Source organism: Acinetobacter sp. AOR18_HL (assembly GCF_027855145.1).
Classification (GTDB): domain Bacteria; phylum Pseudomonadota; class Gammaproteobacteria; order Pseudomonadales; family Moraxellaceae; genus Acinetobacter; species Acinetobacter pittii.
In genome coordinates this window covers 1-17,722 of sequence record NZ_JAKTIG010000049.1, presented here as the reverse complement: position 1 = coordinate 17,722, position 17,722 = coordinate 1, and the positions used below count along the sequence as shown (strand labels likewise).

Sequence of the window (17,722 nt, the reverse complement as noted above, 5' to 3'; positions counted from 1 at the left end):
GAGCCTGTAAATTATTTTGTGTAAGTTCCATTTTTTATAAATGATCTTTTAATCGATCATCGAACTGAATCGTAAACCAATTCATTGCTAAACGCCAATTTTGAATTGGCATCGTCCATTTCTTCGCAGCATTTGATGTTGCTAAGTAAATGACCTTCTTTACTGAGTCATCAGATGAAAAGATTTTCCTTTTCTTCGTTGAATGGCGTATTACGCTATTCAACGACTCAATCGCATTTGTTGTATAAATTGCATGACGTATTTCGGCTGGATAGCTAAAGATCGTTCGGATATTTTCCCAATTGGCCCGCCAGGATTCTCCAATTTTGGGATACTGGTGATTCCATTGATCACAGAAGATGTCTAGGGATTTTAAAGCATTTTCCTCTGTACTTGCCTGATAAATCGCTTTCAGACCCGACGTAACAGCTTTGTAGTCTTTCCAGCTTACAAATCTCAGGCTATTGCGTACAACATGCACGATACACAGTTGAATATCAGTATGAGGGTAAACAGAGGCTATCGCGTCAGGGAAGCCTTTTAATCCATCTACACAGGCAACAAGAATGTCCTGTACTCCTCGATTTTTTAGCTCTGTCATGACTGACAGCCAGAATTTGGCACCTTCTGTCTGAGCAATCCACATACCCAGTAATTCTTTTTGCCCATCCATATTGATGCCTAAAGCAAGGTATACGGACTTGTTAATCACATTGGAGTGCTGACGGACTTTGACAACAATACAGTCAAGATAGACAACAGGATAAAGGCTATCTAAGGCTCTATTTTGCCACTCAGTCACTTGCTCAATCACAGCATCGGTAACTTTGCTGATGAGAGATGCTGACACATCGGCATCGTACATTTCTTTGAAGAAGGCTACAATTTCCCTATTAGTCATTCCTTTTGCATACAGTGAGAGGATTTGGTCATCCATACTGGTGATGCGTGTTTGGTGCTTTTTGATAATTTGTGGCTCAAATGAACCTTCTCGATCACGGGGAATATCTAAAGCCAGTTGTCCATCTTGAGTTGTAATGGTTTTAGAACTAAACCCATTACGGCTATTTGAGCCTTTCTTGGGCTGATGCTTTTCATAACCGAGATGGTCTGAAAGTTCAGTATTGAGTGCAGTTTCAATCATGAATTTTTTAAAGACTGCTGTCATTTGGTTTAAGTCTTCTGGTGTTTTTAGACCTTTAGCCAATTCGGCAGCCATACTTTTGATTGTTGCTTCATCCATGTGAAGTACCTTTTGTAATTATCCTCTGAAGGATAAATGAAAATTAAGTACTTACACAAAATTTAGAACAGTCCCTTTTTTGGCTTTGACGAGCGTTGTGTAATAACCGTCCGCTACTGCTAATTCATTATCTTTAATTGCAGCTTTCACATATTGGGCCGTCTCGCCTTCAAGAAGTTTTCCTTTCTTTTCCTCTTCCCAAGTTGGGCAGTCAGCCACGACCATAAATCGCATCTTTTTACCCAAACGAATATCTGGATGAACCTGTCCAGCAAGGTCGCAACCGTTACATTGCTTGCAATCGCGCATATGCTCGACCAACGAAGCTCGCAGGAATGGCTCTGAGGTATCTGTGTATCTATCTGCTTTTACAGAATCAATAATTAATCCTGGTAATAGCCTCATTTGATCCTTTCGTCGTGAGAGGTCTTTCGCTGAAGGCTCACTAGGTTCAATGCTTGCAAACGCCCCAATTGGACCACTTAACGCACGTAACATTGGCAACATTAAATGTTGCGTAATTTCTTCATCAGAAGCTTTTTCCTTTACAAGTTTTTGGTATTTATCGTCAATCAATTCATCAATGAAAAATTGGCTCGCATTTTTCATATTGATATTTGAACCGCGATATTTTTCAGCCATGCAACGTTCTACACGCGCTTCTTCTAACAATGAAGTTAAAGTCTTTACCTCTTCAGATCCTTTTAGCTTGAGAGAAAAATCGGTAAAAAGATACTTCGCTACCTCTTGATCAAGAAAACCTTGAACCGCATCAATCAGCGAATCTGGTGAATTGTCCGGAAGATATGGAAGGTTAATTCGCACAGGTTTGCCTGTCTTTGGATCCTTATGCACACCTGCCTCAATGCCTTCTTGTGTTACTGCAATATCAGAGTTAGTCAGTGCTTGGGTAACGACAACAATTGCTTGTCTTAAAATATGTATGCGCTCATTCATTGAAAAATCTCAATCTGAAAAAGTCATTATTGGATGTCTATATACAGACCTGACAGTATATTAACAAGTGCTTACTAATATTAAAAAGCATTATAAAAATATTTATTGAAAAATAAAGAGTGAAATTGGGGAGATTTTGAGTTTTAATAGAGGGTTTATTTTGACCGTGGCCAGCATCAAACCTTGGACACTAACCACAGAGAAGGGTCAAGTGAGGGATTTTTAATTATTTAGGTAGACTCATAAGACTATATAGCTAAGTTTAATAAACAAATTTTCGCCAAGTGCATTGTTAATCACAAGGAAATCACCGCATTCCTCATTTTTTCCTTTAATTACATTAATTTGATTTCCCTCAAAGATCAGTTCAGAACCCTGCTCTGCCAAGAAATCTGCTACGGTTTCAGGCGTAATAACTTCAACACTTTTCGACATTTTTTACTCCTATACTCTAACTATCATACTTTTTTGACAAATAATTGGCTTGAATGAGGCTTATACTTCCTCTTGGTATCAGTCGATACGTTGTCATTATAGTATGATTGTCTGCATCAGCTAACAAATTGCCTGTACTTAAAATGAGCATCTACTCACCTATAGTCTGACCATTAGTTTAACCCAAAAATAAGAAAATATTAATCAATGCTTACTTACTAAATTTTTCCGTTAATTGTGACCGATGTCATGTTATCCAATCCTATACAAATCTGTACTTTTCTTGAACTTGGGTAAATCAGCACTTACTGATATACTTTACCTAAACCGCAAATATTTTAAGTCTATAATGTTGTATCGAGGATACATTCCGACATTATGACTTTATATCTATTAAGAATATTCTAAGGAAAACGTTACTATGAAATCAGCAGCTACTAACACCAAACGCAAACTAACTGTCGCCCAATATCTCGACGCTCAACTAAATGCATCGGATCTGAATCAGTCGCAATTGGCAGAGATTATGGGTATCAATCAAAACATGGTTAGCTTCATTGTTCGTGGTAAAAGCAAATTGCCTCTTGAACGTGTGCGCGCTATGGCTGAAGCTTTAAAAATCGATGCTAAAGACCTCTTCATGCGCTGCCTAGAGGAATACATGCCTCATCTGCTTGAAGAAATGGAAGCCATGATTGAGCAACCTCTTATTACTGATGCAGAATCGAATTTAATTAAACAAATTCGCGAAGCAAATGATGGCCATAATTTTGAGTTTTTCACTAACCCTAGACAGAAAGAAGCTTTTGATGCTTTCCTAGAAACACTTAAAGTCAACTAATCTGTTTTTATTCTTACTGCCCGATCAAGTTCGGGCTTTTTGCTATTCATACCCTTTAAATTACTGTTTTTAAATTTTTCTTTCATAGCTCCTCCTAAACTTGAAAACGTTACAAAATCAAGATTGGTATAGATTACCAATTTAAATCAAACTTTGAAATACCACTCTTAATAGAAAAGTACGTATACGACAGGATATGACGCCCTGCCTTTTTGCACACCCAAAAAATATAATAAAATGTATCTTTTATTACATTTTTTATTTTTCGACATGTGGTAGACTGTTTTTATATCCTTTCCGTTTTTGGAAAAATGTAATAAAAAATTATTTGGTCGATTTATGGCAAGAACAACAACTGGAAAAGCCCCATATGTGTCAGAAGATGATCTTGAGATTACTTTAGCCACTCAAACGGGCGTAAATGCATTACGGAACAAATGTGTTTTGTATTTCTCACACTTCCTTGGGCTTCGCGCTAAAGAATTATCAATGTTAAAGGTCGGCGATGTTTACGACGTGAAGAAGGGCAAGCTGAAGGATATTATTCGATTGCTCGGTAATATTACTAAAGGCAACCGCTACCGTGAGGTATTCCTAGTCAATCCAATCGCTAGATCACTGGTAGAAGAATACATAACAAAAGAAAGACCAAAGGATCCCGACGCACCTTTATTTTTATCGCAGAAGGGCGGTCCATTCTCACCAAATAGCATGGTGACCATGATTAATAACTGTTATAAGAAGGCTGGTATTCAAGCAACCAGCCATTCCGGTCGACGTTCCTTTGCCACAAGGCTAATAAGAAAGGGCGGTGATATTTATTCAATTCAACAATTGATGGGGCATAGCTCAATCCTGACCACGCAAAAATATTTTGCATCGGATCCGGAATTGCTCCGCCAAGTTGCTGAAAAGTTAAATTAAAATTTCAAAAATCTAGTTTTGTGCAGCAGGCTTTGGATTTCAAAGTCTGCATATAGATAGGTTGCAGTCTCACCATTATCTAGGTAGTCATCCATTCGCTGCTCAAAATCTTTTTGGTTATAGAATTTTAATTCATTAATATCAAAGTGGTTTTTATCAAATTCAACGGCAACGGCTTCGTTTTCATTCATGAGCTCCAGAACCTTATTGGCACCTTGAATGCCGCCAAGCATATCAATTTCACTCTTTGCTAATTTAAATTCCTGATCATCCAACTCATCAGCAATCTTGTTTGCTTCTTCTAATGTTTTGGCACTCGTTGCATCAAAGAACACAACTTCACCATTTGCATTCTGAATCCAAGTACCTATTTCAAAAGTTCCATCTTCTAATTGTCTGATTTGATTCTGCATTTTAAGCCTATGAATTTATATGTAAGCAATTAGAACTATTAAACATTTTGTTTTAGTTAAATACAATCTAATTTTTAAATTAATAATCTATATAGATTTCTATATAGATTTCTACATAGCAATGAATACAAGTTTATACATTGTTATCTAGCGCATTTACTATTACACTACGATTTTCGCCAACGTTTATGTTGAGGATTTAATGAAATTATTGATCGCCAATTCAAAAGGTGGCGTCGGCAAAACAACTACGGCTACCAATTTGGCTGCATGGATTGCCAATAATGAAAAACAAGACGTAGCTCTTGTCGACCTTGACGCCAATAAAAATTCGGTTAAATGGGGTATTTATCGTCAAGCCCAAACTTTCATAGAAAAGACCGGCTCAATCAAAACTTATCATTTGTTTGGTCAACCAGAAATTGACAAAGTCATTCCAAAAATTGAAAGTGAAACACCTAACGTAATTCTCGATTGCGGTGGTTATGACTCTTCTGGCTTCCGTGAAGCGCTGCTTTGTTCCGATGCCATTCTTATTCCAACTCGCCCTAACCAAGCTGACGTAGAATCAACTGGGGAAATTTTGGAATTAATTGAAGAAGCAAATAATATCCGTGTAAATGAAAGGGACCTCGATCCACTTCATGTCTACATCTATATCACTCAAGTCCCGACAAATGCACGTATCACAGCTTTAGACGATGCGCGTAATGCGTTTAAAGAAGTTGAAGATTTTGCAAAAGTTCTCGATTCCGTAAATTACGACCGTATTGCATATTCAAGAGCTTATGGCATGGGTCTGGGTGTTATTGAGTTAAATATTGGTGCCTCTAAGGCAGCAGAAGAAGTAAATGCATTGGCTGAGGAGTTGTTCAAATGAGTGGACGTGGTGGATTATCATTAGGCAAAGCTGCAAAAGTACAAGCTGAAAATTCAAATGCATCCGATTTTACAAAGAGTGCTCCAGTACAAACTGCCACAGCAACGCCAGAAGCTAATGAAAAACCTGTAGACCTTGATAAGCTTGATGAACTATCAGGATTAAGCAAACCTAAAGAGAAAAAGGACCGTGAAGCGCCTTGGCGTCAGGGCATTAATATTGCTCCTGAAGACTTGAAATTAATTCAACGTCCTTTTAACAACAATATTAGCCAAGAAATGTACCTTCGTTTGAACTGGCTTAAATCTATCAGCTCCATTGGCATGGGTTCTAACAAGACCACTTTTACAACCATGCTCAATGAAGCTTTAGAAGAATATACGGCTCGTCGAATCAAAAAACTCGGCGACAATTATGACGTCTGACCAAGAAATTCAAACCATTCGTCATAAATAATATTCTCGTATTTTAGGGCAAGCAGTTTGAAGTCAAAACCAAAGGCTTCAAACACAGCTTGCTCTAAATTTTTGAGCTTTTCATGCTCCTTTTCCTCATTTGATTCCCAAAATAAATAGTTTGTTTTGATACTCACAGGGCAATTTTTAATAATTTCTCTCGCTAGTTTTGAGTTTCTAGCTGCCACATTGGCTTGTCTAACTTCCAAGTTTGTCACTTCATCAAGGCTTAATCCTGATTCTAATGAGAACAACACAGCCTTTCTTTCAACTTCCTTCAGCTTCAATAAACCAGCAATTAGGTTGCTCACCGTAATGGAATGATCTTTTTTTAATTTAAATCGAGCAATTTTTACCGAGTTGATTTGGCGGTTATAAATAGCGTCGTTGATCTGACTAACCGCGTATTCAATTTCCTTATCAATTTGACTTTCTTCATTTTTAAACTTGAATTTAGCAATTACGGCGTTTAATTGATAATTTGTAATTCTTTCAATGTGAGTGGTCCATAATTTCGTAGTTGCCAAATCGCTATTTTTAAGTGCAGGCAAAACACCAGGAACAGATTTTAGTAGCATAAAAAAACTCCGAAATTATTGAAATTATCGGAGCATTCTATTTTAGGAAATTTTAATTGTTCATCAAAATGCTTAGGCTATTTTATCTAAATGTCCTGCACGGCGCACATGATCTAAAATCGGCTCTAAGGCATCTTCAATCGTTTCATCATTCTGGATCAACATATCGTACTGGTTGATTTCGTTTATCCAATGAGATTCGACCTGAATCATGACTTCTAAACGTTCCGCAAGTTTCTGATCTGCTCGAACAATTAAACGTTGTAGACGGCTTTTAATATCAGCGTCGACAAAAACCCCAAGATATTTAATTTCATTTGCTTTCAGATAACGCTTAATCTTCTTATATCCATTTGGGTCGACAATAATTATGGCATTTCGATCATCTGGCAAGGTTTTGAAATTATCAATCGTTACGCCATATTCATAATTACCATGTTTATTTGTCTCAAGGAACTGATCAGCCTTTTTCAGTGCATCAAACTCTGTTTGAGTAATAAAGTGGTAGTGCAAACCATCAACCTCACCTTCCCGTTTCGGCCGTGATGTTGTGGTAACAATACGATTAAACCCATATTTCTCGGTCAGCGCGTCAGCAATGGTTGTTTTGCCGCTGCACGTTGTTCCAGATAACAATACAAACATCGTCATACCTCATAAGAAGAGGCGGTAGAACCGCCCCAATTAATCCCGATCAATACACTTCCAACCTTGGAAACTTCCGCTTGAATAAGGGATGCAATCTGTAAATGCATAGTAATCATATTGGAAACCAATCTTACGCGATTTCTTCTGTGTAGATGAAGAAGAAACAGGCATCGGTTTAGCAGGCGTTGTAACAGGCTTCACAGAACGAATCGTACTAGGTTTTGTCACAGTCTTAACTGGACTAGAACGAAAACTTGTAGTGGTCGGAGCGCGTGTGGACGAGCTGCTGTAAGACCGCGCAAAAGATGTCGAAGGACGAGCTGAGGATACAGACGCTGCTCTCGCTACCACCGCTGCATTCGCTTTAGCTCCGCCAATGCAAAAATACCCGATAACTGTAAGAATAATGGCAAATCCAATAGTTGCGATAATTTCCCATTGTTCAGTAGAAGGACGTAAAGCTTTTTGACGATGTAGTTTTTTAGCTTTAGATAACATCAATATATACTCCATATTTATGCTGTCGCTGTATTGTCAATCACCACCGCTTCACTTTCTGCCAGCTTCTTGGCAGCTTCGATAGCGTTTTTGAATTGCTCTTCAATACGTTTTAAATCATCAGCTTCCGTTTTATCGATTCGATAGCAGTCCTCAACCATACGTGGCAAATACAACGAGTAATTCTGGTTACTGTTGGATGGGCGCATAATGGCATTTGAACGTACAGTGATAATTCGACCAATCCAGTCACTAGGGTTTGCATCAACTTCGCCACGCATTTTTTCATTCTTAATGGCGACATCCACAATGACTTGACCACATGCAGATTTACAATGCAAAGCTCCTGCTCGCCCTTGGTTCTTTGAACCCACCTTACCCGGATTAATGCTCACAACCTCCAGCTCACAATCCGCATCAAGTTTTAATTTAACTTGGTGTTTACTTGTACCGTCTCTCCAGTGACCTTCTGGATGCTTGATTACCAGTCCCTCTTTGCCCTGCATAAGTACATTAAAAAAGTGATCGTAAGTCTCGCCCAATGAGTGAACAACATGCGTATCAATAAGCCGCACATACTTAGGCTTAAACTTGGCCAGCATCGATTTAATCAGTGCAATACGACGTTTATATGCTGCTTCAAATTTTCCTTTTGACTTAACAGAACTAAGTGGAATGAAGTCCCAAATCATATAGATCGGTTTTTCATTTTCAGCGAATGAGCCACCCTTAGTGACCGAATTCAAGATGCCATTTCCAACCTTGCGTGGCAGGACGACACCATCACGCTCGACAAGTAGTTCGCCATGATATTGGACATCTTTGATCAGCATATCCATTTCCGCAGTAAGGTCGGAAAAATGCTCCATAGGTAACGGCGTGCCCTGACGTGAGGACAAGAAGAACTTATCTTCTAAATTGGTCCCGTTGGCAAACATGCCATCAGCTTTTTCTTGCAAATAAATGCCATCTTTCCACGGCCATGCCTTCAGCTTTACTTCACTAGGCAATGAACAGCGTTGGTATGGAAATACAGGAATCAAATCAGGCACGACTTTGTTGATCGTTGCATCACTAAAACCTGCACGTAAATCTTTTCTTAAAATTCGAATTAGAAGCTCGCCTGACTTCTCTGATAATTGAGCCAGTTGGCTACGCAGCGCTTCGCGCGCTGCATTGCCTGTTAGTTCACGGTTATTAAGCTTAGATAGGAACTCAAGGGTATCAACCTCATCAAACATTAATTCCCCTGTTCCTGCATCTTCTGCTTTTGGCAAAATTCCAAAGACAATAAACGGGTCATATGCCAAACGCAGAACTTCTCTGAACAACCCCTTTTCTGCTTCAAAATCCATGAGTAAAGCTAGTTTTTCATTTTTTGAGCTTTCAGATGCAATTTGGTTTAAAGCCTCTAGTAACTGATCGCTATTCATTGCTACACCTTATTACTGCTTTGCAAATGAAGGAATAAATGAATCTTTAAATGGGGAATCGCCTTCTTTGGATTTCAGCATTTCGCTTTTAGCGTTTTTAATCACTTCTCTAACATGGGCTTGATGAGCTTTAAATACTTCTTCGCCGAAATGCTCTTTTGCAGCTTGCAGAAAGACCGCTAGCCAATGATTGGTAAAATCACGAAGCATGTGACCTAGATCAAGCAAATATTCATCTTCTGATTTTTGAGCCAATAATTGTGCATATTCCTGAATTGATTCTGTGCCGGTATTCACGACTAATGCTGCTTGAACCTGTGCAACCACACCCATAATGGCTCTCATGTAAACTTCAAGCTGTTGTGGACCATTAACGTGAGCTTTTACAAACTCTTCGGTTAAATCCTGAATCTTGCGCATGTGATCAGGAAGCAAGGTCATGAAGCGTAATTCCTCGGCATCTACATTCGAGTCTTTTAATGCCTTGATTAAAGCTTCTAATAAATCTTCTGCGTTGCTCATAATTTTTCCTGTGTGTTTGCTTTGAAACGGTTAGCAATTTCTAAAAGCGATAATCCGCTCTCGATACTTGGTACAGTTAAGCTCTCACTCTCGATATATAAGTTAGCGCTTACTTTATTTTCTTGTTGCGATTCTACATGAACATCTTTGGTATTCAAACTATTTTTCTTTAGTTTAGTATTGATTGCATCACTTAATGAATAATTACCCTTTGAATTAACTGGAATTTCTTTTTCTGGTTTTTCACCATTAATATTAGTAAGTTCTAACTTATAATCAAATTTAGAAGAAATAGAAATTCCTTGTTTAGCCAGCCGCTTCCCAACTTGTTTTCGCATTTCTGAACGATCAATGTAATAGAGAGGCTTACCTGCCTCAATTTCACGTTCACGCATTTCGGCAGCTTCACAGTGATGTCTATGGATAGCGACTACACAAACTGCATCCACCTCGCGTTCATTTCCCTCCTGAACATTATGGATGCGCTTTAGGCATGCGGCATAATTAGGACGGTTGCCAGTATGAGGGCAAAAATCGCAGTAATAGGCATTTGTTCCGCTTCTGGATAATTCCAAATCGAGTTCAGGAAGAGTTTTAGTTACCATGATCCTTGTACTCCTTTATAGGCAGCATACTCATCTGTATCAAGAATTAATTCGCTCAGTTCGCTTCTGATAGGTCCAAAATAATTTTGAAAAATTGACTTGATCTCAGCTTCTCGCCCTTTGTCAAAAATATTGGATGCTTCGCGACCGAAAATTGATTGAGCATATTCAATTGGATTAATCGAATCCGAATTGGTAGACAATTCATCAACTAGATTACGTACAGCAGCCTTACTTAAATTCTTTACCCTTTCTGCTACTGTTGAGTAAGAAAGTCCTCCGTATTTTTCAAGAATTTCGACCGTTCGGTGATAACCGCCCTTGTTATCATGGTAATCAACAGCCTTGATCGCCAAGCCTAATACTTCATCTTGAGTATGCTTGTGGACAGCAAAATATTCTGTCAGCTCCAAAACCTTTTCATTCGTTGTGGTCTTTGTCACCATAAACCGACAATGTGGAACCCCAATAATTACTCTGTTCATTACCATGACCCCAAAACTTCACCATAAAATTCTTGTCGTTGTGCCATGAGCTGAGCCGCTTTACGCTCTTCCTCTTCTTGTTTTCGTTGCCGTTCTTCCTCTGTTTCATATCTGAATGTAAATTTGTACATGTCATCAACTGGAATCCCGAACGTTTGGGACAAGGTTTCTAAATATTGTTCAAAACCCTTTTCGGTAATCGCTGATGCGAAAGGCGCTCTAATGGCATTAATCGGAGAGTCGAGAGTCAAGTAAGTAATAAAATCATGGAAATTATCAAATTCATGCAGGATTTCGCTTTCACGTAAATCGCTATATTCACCTGCTTTACCTTTCGCTTTTAGTGTTTTATTAAATTCGGTATCAAGTGTTTCACCCTTACCTTCTGAATGGTGTTTGACTTGAGCCGTTTGATTTACCGCTGAGCCATAAATTTTGAATAATTGCGTGTTGCGTTTAGCTCCGTCCTGTACAGATAACAAGAACATCGAATAATATTTTGTCCCACTCGTATGCAATGAGTAGGCACTTCTGACCACAATTTTTAAACTCATAGTAAAAGCACCTTGAAAACTTCAACAATATTTTAAAAACAATGATTTGGAATCAAATACGATTCAGACTTTACCCATATACTTAATGCGTAAACTTACTGCGCTAATTGGCGTAATTGGTATCGCTTTTCGATACGCTGTGCGAACGATTTCAGGGTCGACTTCATTGGGGTCACATCCAGCAGGCAACGTGGCCAACCTTGCCTTTATGCCAAAGCTATTTATCTTTAAACATGCATCGATCGCAGACAGAATTGCGGCAGGCTCTCCATCCCACATAATTGTCACGCACTCCAATCCCTCATCTTTGAGCTTTAGTAATTCAGCCATTTGCGATTCATCACCACCTACCGAAAGATGCTTACCAAATGACGCGACAACTCCAACATTGCAAAGGAACTCGTCTTCCTTGAAGGCTTGATATATCGCCATAGCGTCAAAAGCGCCCTCTCCCATGACGATTTCAACGTAACCTAGGGCATTATGGCCGTTATATAGGTAAGTGCCCGTAGACGCGAAACCAGGAGGAAATAGATACTTCTTTTCAGCCTTTCCTGTAATATCCCGACCCTGAAAAGACACAAGCTTGCCTTCAAGGTCCCTGACAGGAATGATGATTCTCATGCTGTAGTTTTGGTATTGCTTTTCACCCGTTGGACCTATGTATGCAAACCAACCCTTTTGACAGAATTTCAGTCCAAATTCACGACACGTATCGAGCGTTATATTTCGATCTTTCAGGTACTTTAGGTTCTGACCCATGATCGGCAAGTCATAGGCTTTTGGAAGCTTTAGATCGCCAATTTTGGTTTGTGTGGGTTCACTTTTGCGCTTTGGCTGCCAGCCCTGCTCCTGAGCAATTGCTTTAACATGCTCGACAATCTCTTTATTGCTTAGGCTATTACCACCTATACCAGCCTTAATAAACTTCCATTTCGAGAATTTGGTTTCGCAATCACCATGAAAGCAGTTACCCAAACCCGTATCCTGATTCAGATAGACTTTCCAGCTTGAGTTACCACATACCGGACATTCCTTAACATTCAACTGGATTCCGTTTTTTCCGCGAGTTACTTTGTATTCAAACCCTTCGCGGTTAAGCCAATACTCCATATCAATGCGGTCTAATATCTCCGCTAAACTTTCTTGATCTCTCATATTGCAAAATCGCATTAGATAAAATTAGCGCTTATTTATACTAGCACAAAGTTATAAATAAGCGCTTACTATAATAATGGGTTAAATTTATTCGACGCTAATCACTTCTTCCAAGAACCTCATCATGGACACATTCTGCTTAATCACCACAGTAACCCCCATCTCTTGGTTACGAGAAGCTGCAAAGTACAATCGAGCCTGACCTTTCGCTCTCTCTTCCTCTGTAATGTTGATGGAGATTGCAACGTCAGCGGTCCTGATTTTGTTAAAGTCCTCAGCTACGTGCTCTGCCTTGGCTACCGTTGACTTAAAGCCCTCACGGTTGGTCTGAGTAGCTGTCAGTAACGCCACATTCTCTTCAAAAGCAATCGCGCGTAAATCAACATAGATAGCTCTTGAGTTCTCTTTTGGGTCATTTGTACGAATATCTGGACGCATCAAATCTGCATAGTCCACAATGATCATATCGAACTTGATTGGCGGTCTTATCGTTCCATCAGGGTTCCGCCCAGGATTCTTATACCTATCAATTAACGCTCTTAGCTGTGACGGAGAAAATGTACCGGAACCAAATTCATGAATAATAAATTTGCCCGCCGTCTTGGCTACCGTCTCGACCGCAGTTGCAACACTTGCAGCCTTCGACGCCAATTCTTTCATGATCACTTTTGAAATAGAGGCATCTAAACGGTCTGCAATAATGTCTTTACCAACTTCTAGCGTTACATATAGAACGTTGTATTTAGCAAAGCTTGCGATACGGCCAAAGTGAATAAGCGCTTGCGTCTTACCTGCTTTTGCACCGCCCATTAATAGAGACAGCTCCTTGCGTCCCCAACCTCTGTGATAGAGCAGATCATCAAGTTCTTTACAGCCAGTAGTAATGCCTGTCGGAGGTACTTTGCCTGTCAGCTTCTCGATACGTGCCAGCTTACGATTCAACGCCTGAGCGAAGAAGTCATAACCAACACCCTCTTCATTCAATCCGACCGCAATAGCTTCCTTGATACGCGCTTCAATCTTGGCGTAATTACCTGCCTCAAGATCAGGAACAGAATTAACAATCGCATTGGATACCGCCTGTTTTCGCGCGAACTCAACAACCTTTTCTTCAACGAAAGCCTTGTCAGTGACATAGATGCCAATTAATTTCTTCCTTGCTTCCACAATTGCCGCTAATGTTTCTCGCTTATAAACTTTAGAAGCAGCTTTATCCTTGATAATTTGGACAACAGAAGCGGGATCAGGAGAACATCCATATTTATTGAAGTGTTGGAGCGCAATATCGACCAGACATGCTTCACCCTGATTTTCGAAAAATTCTGGCTTCAGAATATGGGCGGCTCTTCTAAGAAACTCATCATCACGTAAAGTTAAAGCCGCAATTTTTGATTGAAACTCATCGTCGTAATCAAACTTTTCTTCGGTGAAGCCTTCGAGTTCTTTATCAACGACCTCTTCTTCATGAATTTCGGCCACAGCAGTAGACATATAAGATAATCCTTATAGAAAATAGATGGCTTACGTTTAAGATTTAGATTTCGACTTTCTCTCTAGCTCATCAACTAGGTCTTCAATCCCCTTAGTTGGTGAGAACTCGGAAATTTGGTGTTTAAAAAGAACACGCGCACGATAACGACCGTTTTTATCACCATTCAAATAACAACGAAGCGAGATCGTTTCTGCATCCGCAGCACGGATGTATCCACGTACAACTTCGCCGTCTGTTTTAATGACTACAATTTCCTGTTCTTGCTCTTGCAGCTTACGAACAAACTTCATGTAGCCCATTTCTTCAATTTCGCATTCGTTCGCTGGCAGCCTACGCCCATACGTTTTACGCGGCTGAAATTGAAGTTTTTGCTTTTCTTCCGTATTTAAGTAAATAGACTCCTTTGAAATTGGAGCGCTATTGCCGAACTTGTTTTGTATCGCAAGTTCTTTCTGCCATTCGCTCATTAAAACCTCGAAACATTAGTAATTACTATAAAAACGATATTATCAAATTATAGTAAGCGCTTATTAATATTTTAAGAGAAAAAAGCATTAAATACTGGATTTAATAGCTTGGTTGATGATTGAAATATCAAAAGACTCTAAAGCTTTTTCAATTCGAAGCGCATCATAGCGATAAATGCATGTCCCTAATGCGTAATGCTGCACTTGACGCATCCGCACCTGCTTAACAATAAAATCTTCATAATCAACTTGCATTGGACTGTTATGAAAAAGTGTAGCGGTAAAATATGGACTTTTAGCGATCTGGAGCGAAGCTTCACAATAAGACTCCCACTCATGGAAGACTTCAATTAACAGTTCTTCTTTTTTTAGTTGAGCAGGTCTAGGTGGCAAAGGTCTACCATTCGCAATCACCTTAACGCATTTATCAAATGCGGTTTTTAAATAGAAGTCATAACGCATTCCCAAAGCATCAACCGCCTGTCTGAGTCGCCAAAATGACAAGGCCTCACGACTGAGTAAGAAATCTCGCTCCTTAATGGGTTTAACGAATTCGGCCGCCTTATGATCAATAGCTTTTCTATAAAAGTTTCGATATTCATTTTTGAAAAGCCGAAAGAAGGTAAGCGTCCGCTGAACACACCTTCTGAATTCATCCTATAAGCCTTAATTTAGTCCACACTTAAAAACAAGTGGGGACTAAAATTTATGACTACAAATCACCAGACATCCATCGCATCTCTTGCGAAAAAACGAAGAACATACAGTGCTGAATTTAAACAGCAGATCGTTCAGGCTTGTAAAGCACCGGACGTTTCAATTGCTTCGGTCGCTTTGCAACATGGATTGAATACAAATCTTGTATCCAAATGGATTCGCTTAATTGATGCTAAGCCAGGGAATGATCGCTCACCACTACCGAATAAACCTGCATTTATTGCCTTATCTTGCTCTGCACCATTAGATCCTACTCCTACTGACATGTTAAAGGTTCAAATTACTTTACCCCACTCAAAAGCAGAAATTGGCTTGAAATGGCAAGTATCAGAAATATCTGCTTTAGCAGAATTACTCAAGGCACTTGCAACATGATCCGCATTGATGAAATCTGGCTTTCTACCCAACCTCTGGATATGCGAGCAGGGATGGATATTGTCATGGCTCAGGTGGTGAGAGCCTTTGGCTACATCAAACCGCATTGTGCTTACCTGTTCTGTAATAAACGTGGCCATCGCATGAAAGTGCTGGTACATGATGGACTGGGCATCTGGCTGTGTGCCCGGCGGCTGGAACAGGGAAAATTCCACTGGGCGCAGGTTCACCAGGGTGAAAGCATGGCGATAAGTCCGGAACAGTTACAGGCACTGATCCAGGGTTTACCTTGGCAGCGCATTGGACGACAGCAGGTGGTGACGATGCTTTAAACCAGACTGTTCCATTCTGCTATTCTCCAAACGTTCTATTTCATTCTTCTCATGACCTCAGGCATACTGCGGTCATGAATACGCTGCCTGACTTAAGCCAACTGACCCATGAACAACTGCTGGAATTCACCAGACAGTTGGCAATGCAGCATCAGTCTCTGGCAGAATCAAATCAAGAGTTAGAAAAATCAAACCAGCAATTGGATGCCAAAGTTCAACATCTTTCTATTCTCACTCAAAAATACGAGCATGAACTGGCGCTGTTTAAAAAGCACAAATTCGCCCAAAAGAATGAACACTTAACGGCAAAACAAATCCATCTGTGGGATGAAGCGGTTGAAGAAGATATTGCCGCGGTTGATCTAGAACTGGAGCGGCTGAATGCAGATAAAACCGATGCAGTGACACACAAAGCCACAGTCAATAAACCTAAACGTCGACCACTGCCAGATCATCTACACACCATCCGTATTGAGCATGAACCTGCATCAACCCAATGTGCTTGTGGATGCCAACTCCGGCGTATCGGCGAAGATGTCAGTGAAAAACTGCATTTCAGACCGGCACAGTTCTATAAGGAACAGCATATCCGTGGCAAATGGGTCTGTGATCAGTGCGACACCCTGACTCAGCAAGCGATGCCAGCCTATGTGATTGATAAAGGCATTGCTTCACCTGAACTGCTCAGCCATGTGTTGGTATCGAAGTATGCCGATCATTTACCGCTGTACCGTCAGCGCCTGATCTATCAGCGGGCGGGCATTGATCTGTCCAGATCCACGTTATCTGACTGGATTGGTCGCTGCGGTGTGGAACTGGAACCTCTGGCCAATGCCTTAAAACAGGTGGTGCTGCAACAGCGGGTGATCCATGCCGATGAAACGCCGGTCACCATTATGCGGATGGGTGAGAATGAGAAAAAACCGAAGAAAGGTTATGTCTGGGCCTATGCCACCACACAGTACAATCCAGTTCAAGCGGTGATCTATGACTTTCAGGATAGCCGTTCAGGTCAGCATGCAGAAGAGTTCCTGAATGGCTGGCAGGGCCATCTGGTCTGTGATGATTACAGTGGTTATAAAGCACGCTTTAAATCAGGCGATGTCATTGAGGTGGGCTGCATGGCACATGCACGTCGTAAATTTCATGAACTGCATGTGACCGGGAAAAGTCAGATCGCTGAACAGGCATTAGTGCTGATTCAGAAACTGTATGCCATAGAAGCAGAACTCAGGAAAAAGACCGATAGTACAGCAGAACACCGCCGCGAATACCGACAACAGCACAGCCAACCGGTGAGGCAACAACTGTATGAATGGCTCAACCAACATGATCTGACGGTGCCATCGAGTTCTCCAACCGCCAAGGCGATCAATTACAGTCTGAAGCGTTGGCCAGCCTTAAGCCGCTATCTGGATGATGGCAATCTACCCATTGACAATAACTGGGCAGAGAACTCAATGCGTCCCTGGGCATTGGGCCGTAAGAACTGGTTGTTTGCAGGTTCGCTGCGCAGTGGACAGCGAGCGGCAAATATCATGACTTTAATCCAGTCAGCAAAGCTGAATGGCTTGGATCCGTATGCCTATTTAAGTGATGTGCTGAAAAAGCTACCGACACATAAAGTGACCCAGATTGAAGAGTTACTGCCACACTGCTGGAAACCTAAATCGAATTAAAAAATTGGTATGGGATTCAGCGGACGCTTAC

General features: G+C 40.4%; 23 protein-coding genes. 7 read left to right on the top strand and 16 right to left on the bottom strand.

The annotated features are described in order from the left end of the window. Window positions 1–34: 34 nt before the first annotated feature. The 3 genes from MKL51_RS12950 to MKL51_RS12940 form a co-directional block, all read right to left on the bottom strand. Window positions 35–1,243 (bottom strand): IS256-like element ISAba26 family transposase, encoded by a 1,209-nt coding sequence (locus tag MKL51_RS12950; protein WP_000343018.1) that lies wholly within the window; start codon window positions 1,241–1,243, stop codon window positions 35–37. Window positions 1,244–1,294: 51 nt separating this feature from the next. After that, window positions 1,295–2,200, bottom strand: a complete 906-nt coding sequence (locus MKL51_RS12945; RefSeq protein WP_002125271.1) for a cobalamin biosynthesis protein CobT — start codon at window positions 2,198–2,200, stop codon at window positions 1,295–1,297. A 240-nt stretch (window positions 2,201–2,440) separates the two neighbouring features. Next, window positions 2,441–2,635 (bottom strand): hypothetical protein, encoded by a 195-nt coding sequence (locus MKL51_RS12940; protein WP_000047261.1) that lies wholly within the window; start codon window positions 2,633–2,635, stop codon window positions 2,441–2,443. A 421-nt stretch (window positions 2,636–3,056) separates the two neighbouring features. Between MKL51_RS12940 and MKL51_RS12935 the strand changes: the two genes are divergently transcribed. Both MKL51_RS12935 and MKL51_RS12930 read left to right on the top strand, forming a co-directional pair. Next, a complete protein-coding gene (locus MKL51_RS12935; protein WP_000833467.1) occupies window positions 3,057–3,476 on the top strand; it encodes a helix-turn-helix domain-containing protein in 420 nt (139 codons plus the stop codon). Between the two features lie 339 nt (window positions 3,477–3,815). After that, window positions 3,816–4,400 (top strand): tyrosine-type recombinase/integrase, encoded by a 585-nt coding sequence (locus MKL51_RS12930; protein ID WP_000124734.1) that lies wholly within the window; start codon window positions 3,816–3,818, stop codon window positions 4,398–4,400. Here MKL51_RS12930 and MKL51_RS12925 read toward each other — a convergent pair. Beyond that, window positions 4,397–4,813, bottom strand: coding sequence for a hypothetical protein (locus MKL51_RS12925; RefSeq protein WP_001180909.1), 417 nt, complete (start codon window positions 4,811–4,813; stop codon window positions 4,397–4,399). The genes MKL51_RS12930 and MKL51_RS12925 overlap by 4 nt on opposite strands. 202 nt (window positions 4,814–5,015) lie before the next feature. Between MKL51_RS12925 and MKL51_RS12920 the strand changes: the two genes are divergently transcribed. Both MKL51_RS12920 and MKL51_RS12915 read left to right on the top strand, forming a co-directional pair. After that, a complete protein-coding gene (locus tag MKL51_RS12920) occupies window positions 5,016–5,693 on the top strand; it encodes an AAA family ATPase (RefSeq protein WP_002125263.1) in 678 nt (225 codons plus the stop codon). After that, complete coding sequence (locus tag MKL51_RS12915) at window positions 5,690–6,118, top strand: hypothetical protein (RefSeq protein WP_002125269.1); 429 nt, start codon at window positions 5,690–5,692, stop codon at window positions 6,116–6,118. Before MKL51_RS12920 ends, MKL51_RS12915 begins: the two co-directional genes overlap by 4 nt. On the opposite strand, the gene MKL51_RS12910 is transcribed toward MKL51_RS12915, so the two are convergent. The 12 genes from MKL51_RS12910 to MKL51_RS12855 all read right to left on the bottom strand — a co-directional run bounded on the left by MKL51_RS12910 (window position 6,106) and on the right by MKL51_RS12855 (window position 15,092). Continuing rightward, window positions 6,106–6,726 carry a hypothetical protein gene (locus MKL51_RS12910; RefSeq protein WP_002125265.1) on the bottom strand — a complete coding sequence of 207 codons (621 nt, stop codon included), beginning with the start codon at window positions 6,724–6,726 and terminating at the stop codon, window positions 6,106–6,108. The genes MKL51_RS12915 and MKL51_RS12910 overlap by 13 nt on opposite strands. Window positions 6,727–6,798: 72 nt before the next feature. After that, entirely contained in the window at window positions 6,799–7,371 is a 573-nt protein-coding gene (locus tag MKL51_RS12905; RefSeq protein WP_002125274.1) for a guanylate kinase, read from the bottom strand. A gap of 39 nt (window positions 7,372–7,410) precedes the next feature. Further along, window positions 7,411–7,887: a hypothetical protein gene (locus MKL51_RS12900; protein WP_228132029.1), complete on the bottom strand. Its 477-nt coding sequence runs from the start codon at window positions 7,885–7,887 to the stop codon at window positions 7,411–7,413. A gap of 2 nt (window positions 7,888–7,889) precedes the next feature. Then, window positions 7,890–9,305 (bottom strand): ATP-dependent DNA ligase, encoded by a 1,416-nt coding sequence (locus tag MKL51_RS12895; RefSeq protein WP_004832933.1) that lies wholly within the window; start codon window positions 9,303–9,305, stop codon window positions 7,890–7,892. Window positions 9,306–9,317: 12 nt separating this feature from the next. Continuing rightward, window positions 9,318–9,827 carry a hypothetical protein gene (locus tag MKL51_RS12890; protein ID WP_004832935.1) on the bottom strand — a complete coding sequence of 170 codons (510 nt, stop codon included), beginning with the start codon at window positions 9,825–9,827 and terminating at the stop codon, window positions 9,318–9,320. Next, window positions 9,824–10,432, bottom strand: a complete 609-nt coding sequence (locus tag MKL51_RS12885; protein ID WP_002124005.1) for an Asp23/Gls24 family envelope stress response protein — start codon at window positions 10,430–10,432, stop codon at window positions 9,824–9,826. The genes MKL51_RS12890 and MKL51_RS12885 overlap by 4 nt, the downstream gene beginning before the upstream one ends. Next, complete coding sequence (locus tag MKL51_RS12880; protein ID WP_004832937.1) at window positions 10,426–10,917, bottom strand: hypothetical protein; 492 nt, start codon at window positions 10,915–10,917, stop codon at window positions 10,426–10,428. Before MKL51_RS12880 ends, MKL51_RS12885 begins: the two co-directional genes overlap by 7 nt. Then, entirely contained in the window at window positions 10,917–11,471 is a 555-nt protein-coding gene (locus MKL51_RS12875) for a hypothetical protein (RefSeq protein WP_004832940.1), read from the bottom strand. The genes MKL51_RS12880 and MKL51_RS12875 overlap by 1 nt, the downstream gene beginning before the upstream one ends. A gap of 63 nt (window positions 11,472–11,534) precedes the next feature. Continuing rightward, entirely contained in the window at window positions 11,535–12,629 is a 1,095-nt protein-coding gene (locus tag MKL51_RS12870) for a hypothetical protein (RefSeq protein WP_004832942.1), read from the bottom strand. A gap of 87 nt (window positions 12,630–12,716) precedes the next feature. After that, window positions 12,717–14,120, bottom strand: coding sequence for a DnaB-like helicase C-terminal domain-containing protein (locus MKL51_RS12865; protein ID WP_000102026.1), 1,404 nt, complete (start codon window positions 14,118–14,120; stop codon window positions 12,717–12,719). Window positions 14,121–14,156: 36 nt separating this feature from the next. Continuing rightward, on the bottom strand, window positions 14,157–14,588 hold the full coding sequence (locus MKL51_RS12860) for a hypothetical protein (protein ID WP_000005905.1): 432 nt from the start codon (window positions 14,586–14,588) through the stop codon (window positions 14,157–14,159). Window positions 14,589–14,675: 87 nt separating this feature from the next. After that, window positions 14,676–15,092, bottom strand: coding sequence for a hypothetical protein (locus tag MKL51_RS12855; RefSeq protein ID WP_017402502.1), 417 nt, complete (start codon window positions 15,090–15,092; stop codon window positions 14,676–14,678). A 204-nt stretch (window positions 15,093–15,296) separates the two neighbouring features. On the opposite strand from MKL51_RS12855, the gene tnpA reads away from it, so the two are divergent. The 3 genes from tnpA to MKL51_RS12840 all read left to right on the top strand — a co-directional run bounded on the left by tnpA (window position 15,297) and on the right by MKL51_RS12840 (window position 17,691). Beyond that, entirely contained in the window at window positions 15,297–15,680 is a 384-nt protein-coding gene (gene tnpA / locus MKL51_RS12850) for an IS66-like element accessory protein TnpA (protein ID WP_004646130.1), read from the top strand. Further along, window positions 15,677–16,012 carry an IS66 family insertion sequence element accessory protein TnpB gene (gene tnpB, locus MKL51_RS12845; RefSeq protein WP_004832949.1) on the top strand — a complete coding sequence of 112 codons (336 nt, stop codon included), beginning with the start codon at window positions 15,677–15,679 and terminating at the stop codon, window positions 16,010–16,012. Before tnpA ends, tnpB begins: the two co-directional genes overlap by 4 nt. A gap of 74 nt (window positions 16,013–16,086) precedes the next feature. Next, complete coding sequence (locus MKL51_RS12840; RefSeq protein ID WP_017402503.1) at window positions 16,087–17,691, top strand: IS66-like element ISAba46 family transposase; 1,605 nt, start codon at window positions 16,087–16,089, stop codon at window positions 17,689–17,691. Window positions 17,692–17,722: the final 31 nt, after the last annotated feature.

Excerpts from the sequence above, each read along its gene's own strand:
- MKL51_RS12950 (WP_000343018.1), bottom strand. The coding sequence starts at position 1,243 with ATGGATGAAGCAACAATCAAAAGTATGGCTGCCGAATTGGCTAAAGGT.
- MKL51_RS12945 (WP_002125271.1), bottom strand. The coding sequence starts at position 2,200 with ATGAATGAGCGCATACATATTTTAAGACAAGCAATTGTTGTCGTTACC.
- MKL51_RS12940 (WP_000047261.1), bottom strand. The coding sequence starts at position 2,635 with ATGTCGAAAAGTGTTGAAGTTATTACGCCTGAAACCGTAGCAGATTTC.
- MKL51_RS12935 (WP_000833467.1), top strand. The coding sequence starts at position 3,057 with ATGAAATCAGCAGCTACTAACACCAAACGCAAACTAACTGTCGCCCAA.
- MKL51_RS12930 (WP_000124734.1), top strand. The coding sequence starts at position 3,816 with ATGGCAAGAACAACAACTGGAAAAGCCCCATATGTGTCAGAAGATGAT.
- MKL51_RS12925 (WP_001180909.1), bottom strand. The coding sequence starts at position 4,813 with ATGCAGAATCAAATCAGACAATTAGAAGATGGAACTTTTGAAATAGGT.
- MKL51_RS12920 (WP_002125263.1), top strand. The coding sequence starts at position 5,016 with ATGAAATTATTGATCGCCAATTCAAAAGGTGGCGTCGGCAAAACAACT.
- MKL51_RS12915 (WP_002125269.1), top strand. The coding sequence starts at position 5,690 with ATGAGTGGACGTGGTGGATTATCATTAGGCAAAGCTGCAAAAGTACAA.
- MKL51_RS12910 (WP_002125265.1), bottom strand. The coding sequence starts at position 6,726 with ATGCTACTAAAATCTGTTCCTGGTGTTTTGCCTGCACTTAAAAATAGC.
- MKL51_RS12905 (WP_002125274.1), bottom strand. The coding sequence starts at position 7,371 with ATGTTTGTATTGTTATCTGGAACAACGTGCAGCGGCAAAACAACCATT.
- MKL51_RS12900 (WP_228132029.1), bottom strand. The coding sequence starts at position 7,887 with ATGGAGTATATATTGATGTTATCTAAAGCTAAAAAACTACATCGTCAA.
- MKL51_RS12895 (WP_004832933.1), bottom strand. The coding sequence starts at position 9,305 with ATGAATAGCGATCAGTTACTAGAGGCTTTAAACCAAATTGCATCTGAA.
- MKL51_RS12890 (WP_004832935.1), bottom strand. The coding sequence starts at position 9,827 with ATGAGCAACGCAGAAGATTTATTAGAAGCTTTAATCAAGGCATTAAAA.
- MKL51_RS12885 (WP_002124005.1), bottom strand. The coding sequence starts at position 10,432 with ATGGTAACTAAAACTCTTCCTGAACTCGATTTGGAATTATCCAGAAGC.
- MKL51_RS12880 (WP_004832937.1), bottom strand. The coding sequence starts at position 10,917 with ATGAACAGAGTAATTATTGGGGTTCCACATTGTCGGTTTATGGTGACA.
- MKL51_RS12875 (WP_004832940.1), bottom strand. The coding sequence starts at position 11,471 with ATGAGTTTAAAAATTGTGGTCAGAAGTGCCTACTCATTGCATACGAGT.
- MKL51_RS12870 (WP_004832942.1), bottom strand. The coding sequence starts at position 12,629 with ATGAGAGATCAAGAAAGTTTAGCGGAGATATTAGACCGCATTGATATG.
- MKL51_RS12865 (WP_000102026.1), bottom strand. The coding sequence starts at position 14,120 with ATGTCTACTGCTGTGGCCGAAATTCATGAAGAAGAGGTCGTTGATAAA.
- MKL51_RS12860 (WP_000005905.1), bottom strand. The coding sequence starts at position 14,588 with ATGAGCGAATGGCAGAAAGAACTTGCGATACAAAACAAGTTCGGCAAT.
- tnpA (WP_004646130.1), top strand. The coding sequence starts at position 15,297 with ATGACTACAAATCACCAGACATCCATCGCATCTCTTGCGAAAAAACGA.
- tnpB (WP_004832949.1), top strand. The coding sequence starts at position 15,677 with ATGATCCGCATTGATGAAATCTGGCTTTCTACCCAACCTCTGGATATG.
- MKL51_RS12840 (WP_017402503.1), top strand. The coding sequence starts at position 16,087 with ATGAATACGCTGCCTGACTTAAGCCAACTGACCCATGAACAACTGCTG.